Annotated in this window: 12 protein-coding genes; 11 read left to right on the forward strand and 1 reads right to left on the reverse strand. The window is 54.0% G+C overall.

The window, feature by feature from the left end:
* Positions 1 to 140 precede the first annotated feature (140 nt).
* From IMQ33_RS06925 to IMQ33_RS06975, 11 genes are all read left to right on the forward strand, one after another.
* Positions 141 to 650 (forward strand): fimbrial protein, encoded by a 510-nt coding sequence (locus IMQ33_RS06925; RefSeq protein WP_173410229.1) that lies wholly within the window; start codon positions 141 to 143, stop codon positions 648 to 650.
* 65 nt (positions 651 to 715) lie between these two features.
* Complete coding sequence (locus tag IMQ33_RS06930; protein ID WP_173409745.1) at positions 716 to 1432, forward strand: molecular chaperone; 717 nt, start codon at positions 716 to 718, stop codon at positions 1430 to 1432.
* Complete coding sequence (locus IMQ33_RS06935; protein WP_196061630.1) at positions 1416 to 1958, forward strand: fimbrial protein; 543 nt, start codon at positions 1416 to 1418, stop codon at positions 1956 to 1958. The genes IMQ33_RS06930 and IMQ33_RS06935 overlap by 17 nt, the downstream gene beginning before the upstream one ends.
* Positions 1959 to 1979: 21 nt before the next feature.
* Positions 1980 to 2534, forward strand: coding sequence for a fimbrial protein (locus IMQ33_RS06940; protein WP_196061631.1), 555 nt, complete (start codon positions 1980 to 1982; stop codon positions 2532 to 2534).
* A gap of 18 nt (positions 2535 to 2552) precedes the next feature.
* Positions 2553 to 3299: a molecular chaperone gene (locus IMQ33_RS06945; RefSeq protein WP_230326655.1), complete on the forward strand. Its 747-nt coding sequence runs from the start codon at positions 2553 to 2555 to the stop codon at positions 3297 to 3299.
* Positions 3299 to 4051: a molecular chaperone gene (locus tag IMQ33_RS06950; protein ID WP_196061633.1), complete on the forward strand. Its 753-nt coding sequence runs from the start codon at positions 3299 to 3301 to the stop codon at positions 4049 to 4051. The genes IMQ33_RS06945 and IMQ33_RS06950 overlap by 1 nt, the downstream gene beginning before the upstream one ends.
* 45 nt (positions 4052 to 4096) lie before the next feature.
* Positions 4097 to 6715, forward strand: a complete 2619-nt coding sequence (locus tag IMQ33_RS06955) for a fimbria/pilus outer membrane usher protein (protein ID WP_196061634.1) — start codon at positions 4097 to 4099, stop codon at positions 6713 to 6715.
* Positions 6716 to 6806: 91 nt separating this feature from the next.
* Positions 6807 to 8846 (forward strand): reverse transcriptase domain-containing protein, encoded by a 2040-nt coding sequence (locus IMQ33_RS26120; RefSeq protein WP_230326654.1) that lies wholly within the window; start codon positions 6807 to 6809, stop codon positions 8844 to 8846.
* A gap of 295 nt (positions 8847 to 9141) precedes the next feature.
* Entirely contained in the window at positions 9142 to 10542 is a 1401-nt protein-coding gene (locus IMQ33_RS06965) for a glutamate decarboxylase (protein ID WP_196061635.1), read from the forward strand.
* Positions 10543 to 10644: 102 nt separating this feature from the next.
* Positions 10645 to 12183, forward strand: coding sequence for a glutamate:gamma-aminobutyrate antiporter (gene gadC / locus IMQ33_RS06970; protein WP_065683871.1), 1539 nt, complete (start codon positions 10645 to 10647; stop codon positions 12181 to 12183).
* Between the two features lie 253 nt (positions 12184 to 12436).
* Positions 12437 to 13558: a cupin domain-containing protein gene (locus IMQ33_RS06975; RefSeq protein ID WP_196061636.1), complete on the forward strand. Its 1122-nt coding sequence runs from the start codon at positions 12437 to 12439 to the stop codon at positions 13556 to 13558.
* 79 nt (positions 13559 to 13637) lie between these two features.
* Here the strand turns inward: IMQ33_RS06975 and alr are convergent, their stop codons facing one another.
* Entirely contained in the window at positions 13638 to 14867 is a 1230-nt protein-coding gene (gene alr, locus IMQ33_RS06980; protein ID WP_098928489.1) for an alanine racemase, read from the reverse strand.
* Between the last annotated feature and the right edge of the window lie 179 nt (positions 14868 to 15046).

The following is a 15046-nucleotide window of genomic DNA, read 5'->3' on the forward strand; positions in this document are numbered from 1 at the left end:
GGGTATTAGGGTTTTAAGGGTTTGACCGCGTCTCGCTCTATATTTACACCCGTGATGATGTGCTCTGCGCTGGTCAGTCGGCGTTGGTTGCACGTAAAGAAATTAATTTTAGCAATACACTTTTTAGTAAAGGAACCATGATGAGAAGAATTATCGCACTAGCACCCGCCGCTTTGATTGCGGCCATGGTGGGTAATGTGCAAGCGGCCACTCAGGCTGACGTGATGTTGCAAGGCACCATCGCTGATACCACCTGTGAAGTGACCGCTAACCATGGCGCGGCGACGCTGAATGTGGGGGCTTACGCTAAAACTCAGTTTACTGCAGCGAAAAAACAGGTGGGTAGTGAGCCTCTGTTTGTGACGTTGAAAAATTGTTCCCCAGATGCGAATGGGGCATTGCAGGTGACCGGCGTGGTTGGGACGGAAAAGGATGTGTTCCTCAGCGATATTGGCCAGGCTGCAGGTTTCATGCTGACTCCGGAAGATAGTACGACTGCGGTCGCTAATGGTGTCAGCATCCCTGTGACTGCGGATAAAGATGGCTCACTGGAGTACACCTTTACCGCGGGCATGGCCGTGTTAAATAAAGAAGCTGTTCAGCCTGGGAGCTATCACGCCCCCATCAAAATCTCCTACGTAAGCAATTAATATTATCCAAAGGAAAGAGAGGGGGTACCGCCTCTCTTTCCTTCCTCCATAATATAGAGAACATTATGACGTTATATCAAAAGCTGAGTCTCACTTTATGCTTGAGCACCCTGTGGGTCCAGCCAACGCTAGCCAGTATTAGCGTTGGTTCGTCACGTATTATTTTCCCCAGCGCGGAAAGCAGCCAAAGTGTTGAGATTAATAACCGTTCGCCAAATCAACCCTACCTTATTAATGTCGGCATTTCAGAGAGTCTTTCGGCTAAATCGTCAGATAGCACGTTTATCACTACGCCTGCGCTATTTCGTATTGAACCCGGGGCAAGCAACAAGGTGCGTATCTTAAAAAAGCCGAATACATTACCCCGGGATCGGGAATCAGTGTTTTATTTTAGCGTATTGGCCATACCCGCGAGTAAGTCGGGGGAGGCCAATGATAACAATCATCTCGATGGCTCGATCCAGGTAGCGACGGGCAATACCATTAAGCTGTTCTACCGGCCGAGTGACTTGTCGATGACGCAGAAAGAGGCGATGGGAAAGTTACAATTCTCCAGGCAAGGAAACCACGTCCGGGTTTCTAATCCAACGCCCTATTTTATTTCGCTGAACCAATTAGTGATTGATGGCAAGAAAATCAAGTTGGATGTGGTTAAAGGCACCAGCATGGTGGCTCCCTTTGCCGCAAATGTCTATCCGGCCATTGTGGGTATAGGGGCGGCGCAATGGAAAGCAATCAATGACTATGGCGGAGAGGAGACGTTCCATGCCACGGTTAACTAAATATATCGCTCTCGCCATGCTGTTTGTTTCATCGGGCATGTTGGCGAACACGGTGAGGGCGGCGAAGACAGCAATAAGTGCCGACATTACCGATGGTACATGTCAGGTCTCAGTTGACAGCAGCAGTATCGCATTTGGCAAAAGAGATCCCTCGCAGTTTGCAACCGGTACGGCAGAGATACGTCCGCTGGCGGTTAACCTCAATTGTGAAAACATGGCTGGCTTATCGCCAGCATTAAAAGTCACCGGTGAGTCGTCTGGCGTCAATGATATCCGGCTGTTCCGTGATGCGAGTTCAACGGCAAACCATGTTGGTTTTATGTTGAAAAAAGGCAGCACCACCAACCTGGTCGCATTTTATAACGCCGCTGGCACGGTAACGCCAGGCGAGGTGCTGCCGATTACGCCGATGGATGGCCGTTCCGTGCAGCAGTTTAGCGTGGGGTTAGTGCATAGCACCGGTGACCCGATGCCTGCCACCGGGGTGGTCAACGCAAAAATCACCTTTGCCTTTATCTTCCCATAACGTTGTTGACATGTAGATGTGATGAAAAAATTCAATGTGTTTTTGGGGAACCCTCCCCCCCTTTGGTTTGCTCTGAGCCTGTGTCTGTTGGCCGTCGTACCTGGTGCGCAAGCGGTCGATGTGGTGTTCACCGCGACCTTTCAGGCTCCGACCTGTCAGGTTTCTGCACCGCCTACTCTTGAGTTTGGCTCGGTGCAATCAGCCAGTATCAAACAAGGTGACAGCCTGAATCATCCACTGAATCTGGATATTACGCTATCGCAGTGTGCTGGCTTTATCGGAACAGTCAAAAAGCCGGGGGTCACCGTGACGGGGAATGGCAATGCTGATGCGGGTGACTTCCTGTTTCGCCAACCCACTTCGCAGACCGTGGGTTACGGTGTGCGCATTACCACCGCAACTGGCGCTGTTGTTGCCAACAATACCTTTGTGGCCGCGCCGTTAACCAGCGAAAGCTTTGATGGCGGCAGCACGACGATCCCACTGAAAGCGTCGCTGTCTTGCGGCAATAAGTGCGCCGATGCCAGGGGTGGCATGTTGACGGCCGCCGTTACCTTTAATTTTACCTGGCAGTAAGGGAAGGTTCGTGTGTCTATGATCCGTTCGATTTTACCGTGTGTTTTACTGATATCTAGCCTGTGGAGCAATCCGATGCCGTTGGCGATGGCGGCTGAGACCGAGGGAGGGATTAGCCTCAGCCGTACACGCATTATTTACCTGTCGACGGACAATACGCAGACGCTGACCATACAGAACCAGGGGGCTCGTCCCTATTTGGTTCAGTCTGCCGTTGTGATGTCGGCTGAAGGCCATGAAATGGCCCCATTTATCACCATGCCCCCCCTGTTTCGTCTGGAAGCCAACAGCCAAAACACGCTGCGAATTTTGCGCAAGGGCGATGCGGTCATGCCCGCCGATCGGGAGTCAATATTTTACTTTACCGCGATCGCGATACCGGGATCGGCACAACCCAAAGAGGCCGATACGGGCTCGACGGCGGCGCGCGTTTCCGTGGGGATTCAAAACACCATCAAACTATTTTACCGCCCAGCCGGGTTGGCAATGACAGCCGAGGCGGCTGAAGGACGCTTAACGTTTGATTATCAGGCGGACAAGGTCCTGGTAACTAACCCGACCCCTTATTACCTGACACTATCCCGTCTGATATTTGACGGTACGGAGGTCAAGGTGCGTGAGAGCGTACCGATGATCGCACCGTTTTCGCAGGCGGGTTATACGGTGGTCGGTCCGGTTTATCAGGCGCAGTGGACGGTGATTAATGACTATGGGGGCAATAGCCGTCTGTACAGTGCACCGGTATCCAACGGGGGGGGATCATAATGTTTTGGCAAAAAGTGCCTCTGTGGATGACTGCGCTGTTCGCGGTGTTGCCGTGCCATGCCAACGAGGCTTCGTCATCCGGGATAACGTTGAATCAATTCCGCATTATTTATCCCGCATCGGCGGCAAAAGGTATTACCTGGTCACTGACCAACAACACAAACCGTCCCTATCTGATGCAGTCGTGGGTCCGGCCGATGGATGTTGCCACCGGGTTGCCACTGGCTGAAGACGATACCAAGAAGGCGAAAACGGCAATCCCGCTAATGGTGACGCCACCGCTTGAACGTGTCGAGGCTGGCCAGTCGTTGACCCTGCGTATACGCCTCACCGAACGCACACTACCGCAGGATCGTGAATCGGTGTTTTATCTGTCGGTGAAAGGGATCCCATCGGTGCCGGACAAAAACACCCAGGTTGGCGGGCAAATGGTGGTCGCGGTGGTGAACAACATGAAGCTGTTCTACCGCCCCGAAGGATTACCGGAGGGCGGTGTCGTCACCGCGTCAAGTCAGCTTCGTTTCAGCCAGCGCGGCGATCGGTTGGTGGTCGACAATCCCACGCCATTTTACATCAATTTCAGCCGGGTCACGGTAGGGGGGAAACCCTTGCCAGCAGACGCATTACGTAAATTGGTTCCCCCCAAGGGGCAGCAGAGCTACCCCCTGCCTCGTGGCACCTCGGATTTGGTGGAATGGCAGGTAATCGATGAAGACAGCCAGGCGAGTCCCCTACAGCACCAAGCGTTGTAAGACTGGATAACCAGATAGATCGCGTTGAATAAAAAGCAGAGACTTATGTTGAGTAGATCATTGACCTCCCAAAACCGGCTGCGCCCCCATACGCGGGTTGCCAGCGTGCGTGCTTTCCCGCGTAGAACGCTGTCTCTTTTTATCGTGATGGGGTGTCGAAGCGTATGGGCAGCCGATTATTTTGACCCGGAACTGTTGTCACTCGGGGCAGGCCATTCGGATGTGGACCTGTCTGCCTTTGCCAGTGCGGGGGGGGTCGCCGAAGGGAAGTACCTCGTCACCCTGTTTATCAACCAGCGTGAGGCCGTATCACGGGAGTTGGTGTTCAGTAAAAATGCGCAGGGGAGTGTTGTGCCACAGTTGACACCGGCGTTGTTAGCCGAACTGGGGGTGAACGTTGATCACTTACCTGCGCTGCAGACGTTACCGAAAGATAAACCGGTGGGCGATCTGGCTGCGCTGCTCCCCCAGTCGACGGTCACCTTTGATTTATCGCGCTTGCGGCTGGATATCAGTATCCCACAGGTGGCAATGCAGCCCGGTAAAGATAGCCGGTTTGAGCCTGAAAGGTGGGATGAGGGCATTACGGCACTGTTGCTTAATTACAGCCTCAGTGCCGGTCGTAACGAACAGACAATCAATAACGACAGGCGTACCAATAATAACCTGTTTGCCAACGCCCAACTCGGTGCGAATGCCGGTGCATGGCGTGTACGTAGCACCATTACGCATAGCCATTCTGATGCTGATGGGGGAGATCGCCTGGCGCGTAACCACCGTGACGACACGCGTTTTTCCTCTTCGTATCTGGCGCGTGACATTATTGCCTGGCGCTCCCAATTGACCATGGGTGAAACCAGCACGGGCAGTGAGGTGTTGGATAGTGTGCCGTTTCGTGGTGTACAACTACGCTCCAGTGAACAAATGATGCCGGCGCGTCTGCGTGGATTTGCGCCCCAAATCACGGGCGTTGCCAATAGCAATGCGCGGATCACCGTGCGTCAGAATGGTTACATTGTCTATGAAACGTATGTCGCCCCTGGCCCTTTCGATATCAAAGATCTCTCTCAGGCCGGGATGTCGGGCGATCTCGACGTCACGGTGACCGAGGCGGATGGGAGTATCCACGGTTTTATTGTGCCTTACTCATCGCTGCCGGTGATGTTACGTCCGGGCGCGTTAAAATATGAAGTGACCGTTGGTCAGTACAGCGATGGCAATACGCGGGGCACACGCGACACCAATTTTGCCCTTGGCACCTTGATTTACGGTTTGCCGAAAAACCTGACTCTGTACGGCGGCGGGCTGGTTTCTCACTTTTATACCGCTCTGAGTTTAGGTACCGGCGTCTCTCTGGGGGATATGGGGGCGCTTTCTGCGGATGCCACCTTATCGATGGCGACGTTTGACCAGGGTGAACGGCAGACCGGTGAGTCTTGGCGACTGCGTTACTCTAAAAGTCTGTTGTCTACCGGGACGTCGGTGGATCTGACGGCGTTGCGCTATTCAACACGAAATTTCTATAACTTTACCGAATTCAACGGCATTGGTCGTGCACGGCGTGATGACGATGCGCCGTGGCAACTCGACCGCCGTCAAAGTAGCTTCCAGACTCAGATCACCCAGCAACTGGGCCGTTTTGGCTCGGTCAGCCTACGAGCCAACCGTGATAGCTACTGGGGCTCAAGTAAAACGTTGACCGGTTTATCGGCAGGGTATAACGGCAGCCTGTACGGCATCAGCTACGGGGTGAACTACACCATTGATCGCATGAAGGGGAGTTTCAACTGGCCGGAAAACCGCCAAATTTCGTTCAATATGAGCGTGCCGTTTAGCCTCTTCAGCTATTCATCCGCCTGGAAGAATACCTACGCCAGCAGTCAGGTGACCCATGACAACCGTGGACGAACCCAGAACCAGGTGGGGATGAGTGGTAGCGATCGGGATGGGGCGCTTTCTTATAGCCTGCAGCAAGGGTGGGGTAATCAGGAGCAGGTCAGTAACAGTAATCTGAATATGGCGTATCAGGGCAGTAAAGGTAACGTTGGCGTCGGGTACGCGTATTCCAAAGACTCACGTTCGATGAATGTCAACATGAGCGGTGGCATGGTGGCGCATGCCGAAGGGGTCACTTTGTCGCGTTCGTTAGGCAGTTCGGTGGCGTTGGTTAGCGCCCCGGGCGCTGCCGGCGTAAAACTTTCCAATGGCGGGGGAATAACGGACGGGCGTGGTTATGCGGTGGTGCCTTATCTGTCTGATTATAGCAACAATAGCATCGGGCTTGACCCGAGCACGCTCCCGGACAACGTCGACCTGCCGCTGAACCAGATGTCGGTCTACCCGACCAATGGCGCAGTGGTGAAAGCGAATTTCGCTACCCGTATTGGCTATCAGGTACTCATGACGCTGAACCGCAAGGAGGGGTTAGGTGCGGTCCCGTTTGGCGCAACCGCATCGTTAGTGCACCGCGTGGCACAGGAAGAGACCACCGGTATTGTGGGCGATAACGGCCAGGTTTATCTGGCGGGCTTGCCGCCAACGGGTGAATTGTCTGTTGTGTGGGGTAAAAATGCGGATAAGCAGTGCCGCGTCAGTTTCAATCTTGACGGCCTTGCGCCGACACCACAGATGCCGGTGATCCAGCTAAATGGCGACTGCCGGTAATCGCATGCTGACAGGGCATAGTCTTAATTAACAATCATTCCCGGTGGTCAGGCGGCGAAAATCGCACGCTCTGCCGGGCCAGGAGTCTCCGATGATTCAAGAAACCTTTACGTCCAATGGCGATGCCGACAGCCTGATAACCGGGAACAAGGATGAGCAACTGTTAGACATGGCTTGGGACTGGCTGTGCAGCGCGCGGAAAAATGCCCCGCCGAGCGCAGATATCTGGGATTTGCGTTTGCACTGGCCACAGCAGCGCTGCGGGCTGCTCACGCAACTCAAGGTGGGCCGCTACCGGTTGTCGGCTATGTTGGTTGTTGGGAAAAAAAAACAGGCGATGTGGACAGCACAGGACGCCTTGGTGCTGAAGTGGGTGGCGCTGAAACTTGCCGGGCGTTTGCCACTGCATCCACGCTGCGAACATGTCAAGGGCCATGGGGGAGGGGCAGCCTCTCTGCGGCGGCTAAGCGAGGTCGTACGCAGCGGCGATTACCCGTGGGTGTGCCGCACAGACATTAAAGGCTATTACGGCGCAATACAGAAGCCTTTCTTGCTGGAGCAATTGCGGCAGCAACGGTTAGCACCAGAGGTGTTGTATTTGCTTGAGCAGTATTTGTATTACAGCGTAGAAAGTGGCGGTGAGTTTCATACCCCGGAACGCGGTATCCCGCGCGGCTGTGCGCTAAGCCCGCTTATGGGCGCCTTGCACCTTTGGGCGGTAGACAACCATTTTGCGCGTCAGCCGGGTATCTATTACGCACGTTATATAGATGACTTTGTGATCCTGACGAAAACCCGCTGGCAATTACGGCGGCAAGTTGCAAGCCTTAACCGTTTTTTCAATGATTATGGTTTTCGCCAGCATCCGGATAAAACCTTTATCGGCCGGACAGCCAAAGGATTCGACTGGATGGGGGCACAATTAGGTGCCAGCGGCGTGACGGGGGTAGCCCCGCGCGCGCTGGCTAACCACAGGGCGAAGGTCCGATGGCTTTATGAGCAAACCTGGCTATCGCGTATAACGCGGCAGGCCAAGGTATCGGTGTACCGAGCAAGGTGGATGAGATGGGCGTTAGTTGCCCTGGGGGTACATGTCGGTGGCGCTGGCGCCATCCCCGTAGGTATCGGCCTCTCTCCGGAACTGGGCACCATCCGATTTTCCGATAAGGGTGGGAGCATCGGGGAACTGGGGCGGTCGCCGTCCGGCACCGCGGTCGTGACGGGCGGCGTCATCTACCTTGGACCAAAGCCGCCTCAGTTCGTCTACTGCTCCGCCACTCCACCCGATGGTGGGGGGGGATTTCCAACCGCCGAAATCGACGGGTACCGCGGGATGACCATCGCCCCCGGCGCTATCCTCGTAGTCTCGGGGACGATCGCGGCCACCGTAGCATGGGACTGGCGCGCTACAGGAGGCCGGTGGGCTAATACCTCGGGCCATGAGGCTTTCGCCACGCTAAACGACAAGGGGGTCGTCGTCTCTGCTTCCTACGTCGCTCCTGGTGGATACGTATGTGTCGGGAACGAACCGACATCCCCGTCCCTCGAGTATGCCCGCTTTACGACCAGTTCCCGTGTGGTTGACCTGTCCTACCGCATTTATGTTAAACCGGGTGCAGCCCCGTTTTCCAAGTCTTTGATGTTGCAGTATGACTCAATAAATGGCCCCTATACATACCGTATGTTCACCGTGTCGTATCACCCCGCGGCCTGCACCGTGTCGACACCGGGGTCGGTCGTGTTCGGGGATGTTGGGTTAGGCAATGTGCGGCCGATCCGCGAGGATGTGAAGGTCACCTGCACGGGGGGGGGGCAAAACCTAGCCCTCACCATCAGGGCGACGTCGCCCGCACCTTCACCGGGAGCCCTAGGCACTCTTCTAACCAATGACGCGTCCGGTGCTCGTGTTGGTGTCGTGTCTGGATACTGGGGGACGTCTTCCGATGCGAATTGCGGCGCTTCGCCGACCGCCCTGTATACGGACGGTCGAGGCTCTGTTATCGACCCCACGTTCCCTGCGAGCTCGGGGGGGACAACACGAACTTATCCCATAACCTGGACCCTGTGCCCTGACCGGGGGGCTGTGCCCGGTGTTGCGAGCGGCCGGGTGTCTCTGGAAGTAACCTGGTAACGGCGGAAAAGTTGATGCAGGGGCTGAATGCAGTTATTGAGGCATTTTCCCGCCCTTAGGTATATTCATTCCCAGTAGGGGCGCGGCTTGCTGCGCCCCTTGATATAAGCCTACAACTGTAGTCCCGCACCTACAGTAATTACCAATCCCTCTCATATCTTCGAAACGATGCCTGTTCTAATATCCTTATCAAGTTTTGCGGCGAACGTAGCGTTCAAATAATAACGCTATTTATGCTGCCTGATATCGCGAATTTAATTCTTGATTAATAGGTCTCTCTTAAAAGGTTATTATTATGAACAAGGCAAATAACACTCCAACTTATAATGAAAATGATGATGTTTACGCGTCAGTAGATTTAGCGGGTGAATTACCTAAGTCAACCTTCCCCATTACCGAGCGTAATCCGCGTAACGTCTTTAATGCTATCCGCGATGAACTGATGTTGGACGGTAATTCCCGCCAAAACCTGGCGACGTTCTGCCAGACCTGGGTGGATGACGAAATTCGTGAACTGATGGATCTGTCTATCGACAAGAACATGATCGATAAAGACGAATATCCGCAAACGGCCGAAATTGAAGCCCGCTGCGTCAGAATGCTGGCCGACCTGTGGAATTCGCCAACGCCGGAAAGCACCCTTGGCTGTTCAACTATTGGTTCCTCAGAAGCCGCCATGCTGGGTGGGCTGGCGCTGAAATGGCAGTGGCGCAAAAAGCGTGCCGAGCAGGGGTTGCCTAGCGATAAACCGAACCTGATTTGTGGCCCGGTGCAGATCTGCTGGCACAAGTTTGCTCGTTACTTTGACGTAGAGCTGCGTGAAATCCCGCTGGAAGGCGATCGTCTGATCATGAACGCGGAAGAAGTGCTCAAGCGCGTTGACGAAAACACCATCGGTGTCGTGCCAACGCTGGGCGTGACGTTCACCTGCCAGTACGAGCCGGTGAAAGAGGTCAGTGATGCGCTGGATCGCTTGCAGCAGGAAACCGGTCTGGATATTCCGATGCACATCGATGGTGCCAGCGGTGCTTTCCTGGCTCCATTCTGCTCGCCAGAACTGGAGTGGGACTTCCGTCTGCCACGGGTGAAATCCATTAACTCATCCGGTCATAAATTTGGTTTGGCGCCGTTGGGTGCTGGCTGGGTAGTATGGCGTGAAGCGGCTGATTTGCCCGAAGAGCTGATTTTCAACGTCAACTATCTTGGTGGCAACATGCCAACCTTCGCACTGAACTTTTCACGCCCCGGTGGCCAGATCGTTGCGCAGTATTACAACTTCCTGCGCCTTGGCCGCGAAGGCTACGCCAAAATTCACAGCGCTTGCTACGCCACGGCTCAGCATTTGGCGGCCGAGATTGGCAAGTTAGGGCCGTTTGAAATCCTGTTTGATGGTGACAGCGATAAAGGCATCCCGGCGCTGGCGTGGAAACTGAAAGACGGCGCGGCGATCGGTGGTTATACCCTTTACGATCTGGCGGAAAAACTGCGTGCTCGCGGTTGGCAGGTTCCGGCCTATTCGATGCCGACACACCGTGAAGATCTGGTTATTCAACGCATTCTGGTGCGCCACGGCGTGAGCTACGACCTCGGTTGCCTGCTGATCGAAGATATCAAAAGGGCGCTGGTTGAATTCGAGAATCACCCTGTCATCAACCCAGTGTCTGCGCAACAAGGCAGCGGGTTCCATCACGGCTAAGGCCACGACTTTATTATTTCGGGGCGGCGTTGATGCCAGCCCCGCTTTTTTCCCCACCAATATTCGCTGGGAAGAGTAACCTCTTCCTGCAGGAGAATCGTTATGGCGAGCACAGAAAAAAGCGCCGCTCCAAAACAATTAACGTTGTTAGGCTTTTTTGCTATTACCGCATCTATGGTGATGGCGGTTTATGAATATCCGACCTTTGCAACATCGGGTTTTTCTCTGATCTTCTTCCTGTTGTTAGGCGGGTTCTTATGGTTTATTCCCGTCGGTCTATGCGCGGCCGAGATGGCGACCGTAAAGGGGTGGCAGGAAGGCGGGGTATTCACCTGGGTGTCTAAAACTCTGGGTGAGAAATGGGGCTTTGCCGCCATCTCTTTTGGCTATCTGCAAATTGCCATAGGTTTTATCCCTATGCTCTATTTTGTGCTGGGGGCGCTGTCTTATATCCTCAAGTGGCCTGAACTGAACGAAGACCCGATCGTTAAAACCGTCGCTGCATTGATTATCTTGTGGGGATTGGCTTTCACCCAGTTCGGTGGCACCAAAAACACCGCGCGCATTGCCAAGATTGGCTTCTTTGCCGGCATCCTGTTACCGGCGGCTGTCCTGGTGATCCTGTCCGTCAGCTATCTGCATTCTGGTGCGCCGTTGGCCATCGAAATGAACGCCTCTACCTTCTTCCCTGACTTTACCCAAATGGGCACGCTGGTGGTGTTTGTGGCGTTTATCCTGAGCTATATGGGCGTTGAAGCCTCGGCGACTCACGTCAACGAGATGAAAAACCCAGGCCGGGATTACCCGCTTGCCATGCTGTTGCTGATGGTTGCGGCCATTTGTTTAAGCTCTGTCGGCGGGCTTTCTATCGCAGCGGTGATCCCACATGGTGAAATCAACCTTTCTGCGGGGGTAATGCAAACCTTCAGCGTGTTGATCTCGCACTTCGGTCCGCAGTTTGAATGGGCTGTTCGCGTCATTGCCGCACTGCTGCTGTTGGGCGTGCTGGCAGAAATTGCCGCCTGGATTGTTGGGCCGTCTCGCGGCATGCTGGTTACCGCACAACAAGGGATCTTGCCTGCTCGCTTTGCCAAAATGAACAAGAATGGTGTGCCTGTCGTACTGGTGATTTCTCAGTTGGTGATTACCTCGATTGCGCTGATTGTCCTGACCAACACCGGGGGTGGCAATAACATGTCCTTCCTGATTGCGCTGGCGTTGACCGTGGTGATCTACCTGTGCAGCTATTTCCTGCTGTTCCTGGGCTACATCAAACTGGTACGCAAACAGCCGGAAAACGAACGTGTCTTCAATATTCCGGGTGGCAAAATGGTCAAGCTTGCCGTGGCTACTATTGGTTTGCTGATCTCTGCGGTTGCCTTTGTGGTTTCGTTCTTCCCGCCTTCAGGTCTGGCCGGGGTAGAAGCCAACCATATGTATGTGACTATGCTGGTGGTGTGTTTCCTGGTGGTTGTGGCTATTCCGTTCATTATCTATGCGCTGCATGATAAACGCTTGAAGGCGACCAACCTCAAGCTGGTGCCTGTAAGCACGGATTCTGCGCCAGAAGGGCACTTCTTTATCCACCCGCGTGCACGCTCCGCGCACCATATTTTTGTCGATGATAAGCAAGTGCATTAATCATTATTTGACCAAGCACTGAATCACCAGGCAGGTTGCGGTGGGTAATAACCCACTTCAATCTGCTTTTTTCGTTTAAGGGGGGCGAAACATGCTGCAAATTGCTTCCTGCACCGGACTCCAACCCTCTCCCTTTGGGAGAGGGTCATTATTTTCGCCTGATTGAACGCCCAGTCATTGACCAATGACAAGGCGGCACCGTTGTCAGCCTCTTTATAATCAGGCCCGTTTGTCTTCTCACTGGTGTAGACCCATGGCTTATCAACTGAATCTTAACTGGCCCGAATTTTTAGAAAAATACTGGCAAAAACAACCTGTGGTATTAAAAAATGCCTTCCCGAACTTTATCGATCCGATCACGCCGGACGAGTTGGCCGGTCTGGCGATGGAGGTTGAGGTAGACAGCCGTCTGGTCAGCCAAACCAATGGCCAATGGCAGGCCAGCCACGGGCCGTTCGAGCATTTTGATAACCTGGGAGAAACCGGTTGGTCGCTGCTGGCCCAGGCGGTTAACCATTGGCATGCCCCGTCAGCGGAGTTGGTGACCCCGTTCCGCGTGTTACCGGATTGGCGGTTGGACGATCTGATGATCTCCTTCTCGGTACCTGGCGGCGGCGTAGGGCCACATATCGATCAGTACGACGTATTCATCATTCAGGGGATGGGGAGCCGCCGCTGGCGTGTCGGTGACAAACTGCCGTTGAAGCAGTTTTGCCCGCATCCGGCGCTGCTGCACGTGGAACCTTTCGAGCCGATTATCGATGAAGATCTGGAACCGGGCGATATCTTGTATATTCCGCCGGGCTTCCCGCACGACGGCTTTACCCACCAAACCGCGCTTAACTACTCCGTTGGCTTCCGTGGCCCTAACGGCAGGGACCTCATCAGCAGCTTTGCGGACTATGCGCTGGAAAACGATCTCGGGGGCGAGCACTACAGCGATCCTGATTTAACCTGCCGGGAACACCCTGGCCGGGTTGAAGAATATGAGCTTGATCGCCTGCGCAGCATGATGGCCGAGATGATTAATCAGCCGGAAGATTTTAAACAGTGGTTTGGTCGCTTCGTGACCACGCCACGCCACGAGTTGGATATTGCCCCAGCGCAACCGCCTTACGAACAGGATGAGGTTATCGAAGCGTTGATGGACGGTGCCGTCCTGACCCGCCTGAGTGGCCTAAGAGTGCTGGAGGTGGGAGGCAGCTTCTTTATCAACAGCGAACGCTTGGATACCGTCGAGCCTAAAGCCGCCGATGCCCTATGCCGTTACACCATAGTTGGCAAAAAAGAACTGGGTAGCGCGCTGCAAAACCCGGCGTTCGTTGCCGAGTTAACCGGACTGGTTAATCAGGGGTACTGGTTCTTCGACGAGTAAGCGTGCTACTAAATTCGCAACGGACAGTATGCATAGATTTCCCCTAGGCAACGGCGTAAGCCGTTGCCTAGGACGTTAATTAATCTACCAACACCCGCTTATTGGTCGCGCCCCACAGGATCGACATCTCGGTAAACAACGCCCCGCTAATGTCTTCGACTTCGGTTGCAGTAATTTCGGCATTACCCTGCTTGCCGAAAAACACCACCTCATCACCAGGAATGACGCCTTTCACATCGGTTACATCCACCATTACGGTGTTCATCGAGGTTTTACCCACCACCGGCACCCGTTGCCCCTGGATCAGTACATGACCGGCATTGCTGAACACTCGGCGATAGCCGTCTGCATAGCCCACCGGGATATTGGCCAACACCGAATCACGTTTCAGCGTGTAGGTGCGATCGTAACCGACGGTATTGCCTTTAGGGTAATGGTTGAGCGCCGCGATGGATGACTTGAAGGTCATCACGCGTTTATAGTCGTTACTGGCAATGGTATCGCCATAAAACACCCCGCCAACGCGCACCATATCAAGCCAGGACTCCGGCACGGTGAGGGTAGCGAAGGTATTGGCAACGTGTAAGGTCACGTCGCTGCGTTTGATCCCGGTAATGTCTAGCACCTGCTGGGATTGAACCTTGAAGCGGGCGAGATCCTTGCGCACCGCTGCCGCATCTTCCTCAGGATAGTGGGACATGATGCCGACCATTTTCAGATGGGGTAGTGCTGAGATAGCCTTGGCTTCGGCCAATCCGGCGCGATCGCCGACTTCCAGACCGTTACGTGACATGCCGCCAGAGTTCAATGCCAAATGGAAACGTAGTGTTTTGCCCTGCTGAGCGGCAATGGCATCCAGGCGCTTCGCCATTTCCAGATTACCGATCAGCTCTTCGGTGTCATAGTCGGTAGCCTGGCGCATCTCTGCTTCCGTAGCATTGCGCACGCGCATCAGGCGGCCTTTAAAGCCGAGTTCGCGCACGGTTTGCAGCTCTTGATTACTGGCCACGCCAATGCACTGTACGTGATTCTTGATCATCACGGGTGCTACCAGCGAAAGGTCGTGCCCATAGGCATCCCCTTTCAAAATGGCGCAAAGGGTCGTTTTATCGCCCAACAGTTGCTGAATTTTGTGGGTGTTATATTCCAGCGCGCTTTGTGAGATTTCCAACCGGGCATTGCTTACCACCGTCGGTGAACTTTTAACCGTAGCGGTGAGGGAATGAGTGGGGTTGGTCGCAGTGGGTTGATGGCAAGCCACCAACGTTAATATCGGTATCAAGACTAAATGGCGTAAATGTAGCGGCATATTCCCTTCCTGGTGAAATAAAAAATAGTTTTTATCGGCCTCAGTCAGTTTTTATATCTGATTTGACGGCGGGTGTGGCTGAGCGATCAGCGGCATTCAATAAATGATAAAAGTTACTTTTTGTCAAATTTATTAATAAGCTACAGAGGAGGGGGTAATAAATGTAGCTATTTGGTTAA

The organism is Serratia sp. Res13-Sevr-LER1-36-b (assembly GCF_015673035.1).
Taxonomy (GTDB): domain Bacteria; phylum Pseudomonadota; class Gammaproteobacteria; order Enterobacterales; family Enterobacteriaceae; genus Chania; species Chania fonticola_C.

Coding starts and splice junctions, on each gene's coding strand:
- IMQ33_RS06925 (WP_173410229.1), top strand. CDS start 141: ATGAGAAGAATTATCGCACTAGCACCCGCCGCTTTGATTGCGGCCATG.
- IMQ33_RS06930 (WP_173409745.1), top strand. CDS start 716: ATGACGTTATATCAAAAGCTGAGTCTCACTTTATGCTTGAGCACCCTG.
- IMQ33_RS06935 (WP_196061630.1), top strand. CDS start 1,416: ATGCCACGGTTAACTAAATATATCGCTCTCGCCATGCTGTTTGTTTCA.
- IMQ33_RS06940 (WP_196061631.1), top strand. CDS start 1,980: ATGAAAAAATTCAATGTGTTTTTGGGGAACCCTCCCCCCCTTTGGTTT.
- IMQ33_RS06945 (WP_230326655.1), top strand. CDS start 2,553: ATGATCCGTTCGATTTTACCGTGTGTTTTACTGATATCTAGCCTGTGG.
- IMQ33_RS06950 (WP_196061633.1), top strand. CDS start 3,299: ATGTTTTGGCAAAAAGTGCCTCTGTGGATGACTGCGCTGTTCGCGGTG.
- IMQ33_RS06955 (WP_196061634.1), top strand. CDS start 4,097: ATGTTGAGTAGATCATTGACCTCCCAAAACCGGCTGCGCCCCCATACG.
- IMQ33_RS26120 (WP_230326654.1), top strand. CDS start 6,807: ATGATTCAAGAAACCTTTACGTCCAATGGCGATGCCGACAGCCTGATA.
- IMQ33_RS06965 (WP_196061635.1), top strand. CDS start 9,142: ATGAACAAGGCAAATAACACTCCAACTTATAATGAAAATGATGATGTT.
- gadC (WP_065683871.1), top strand. CDS start 10,645: ATGGCGAGCACAGAAAAAAGCGCCGCTCCAAAACAATTAACGTTGTTA.
- IMQ33_RS06975 (WP_196061636.1), top strand. CDS start 12,437: ATGGCTTATCAACTGAATCTTAACTGGCCCGAATTTTTAGAAAAATAC.
- alr (WP_098928489.1), bottom strand. CDS start 14,867: ATGCCGCTACATTTACGCCATTTAGTCTTGATACCGATATTAACGTTG.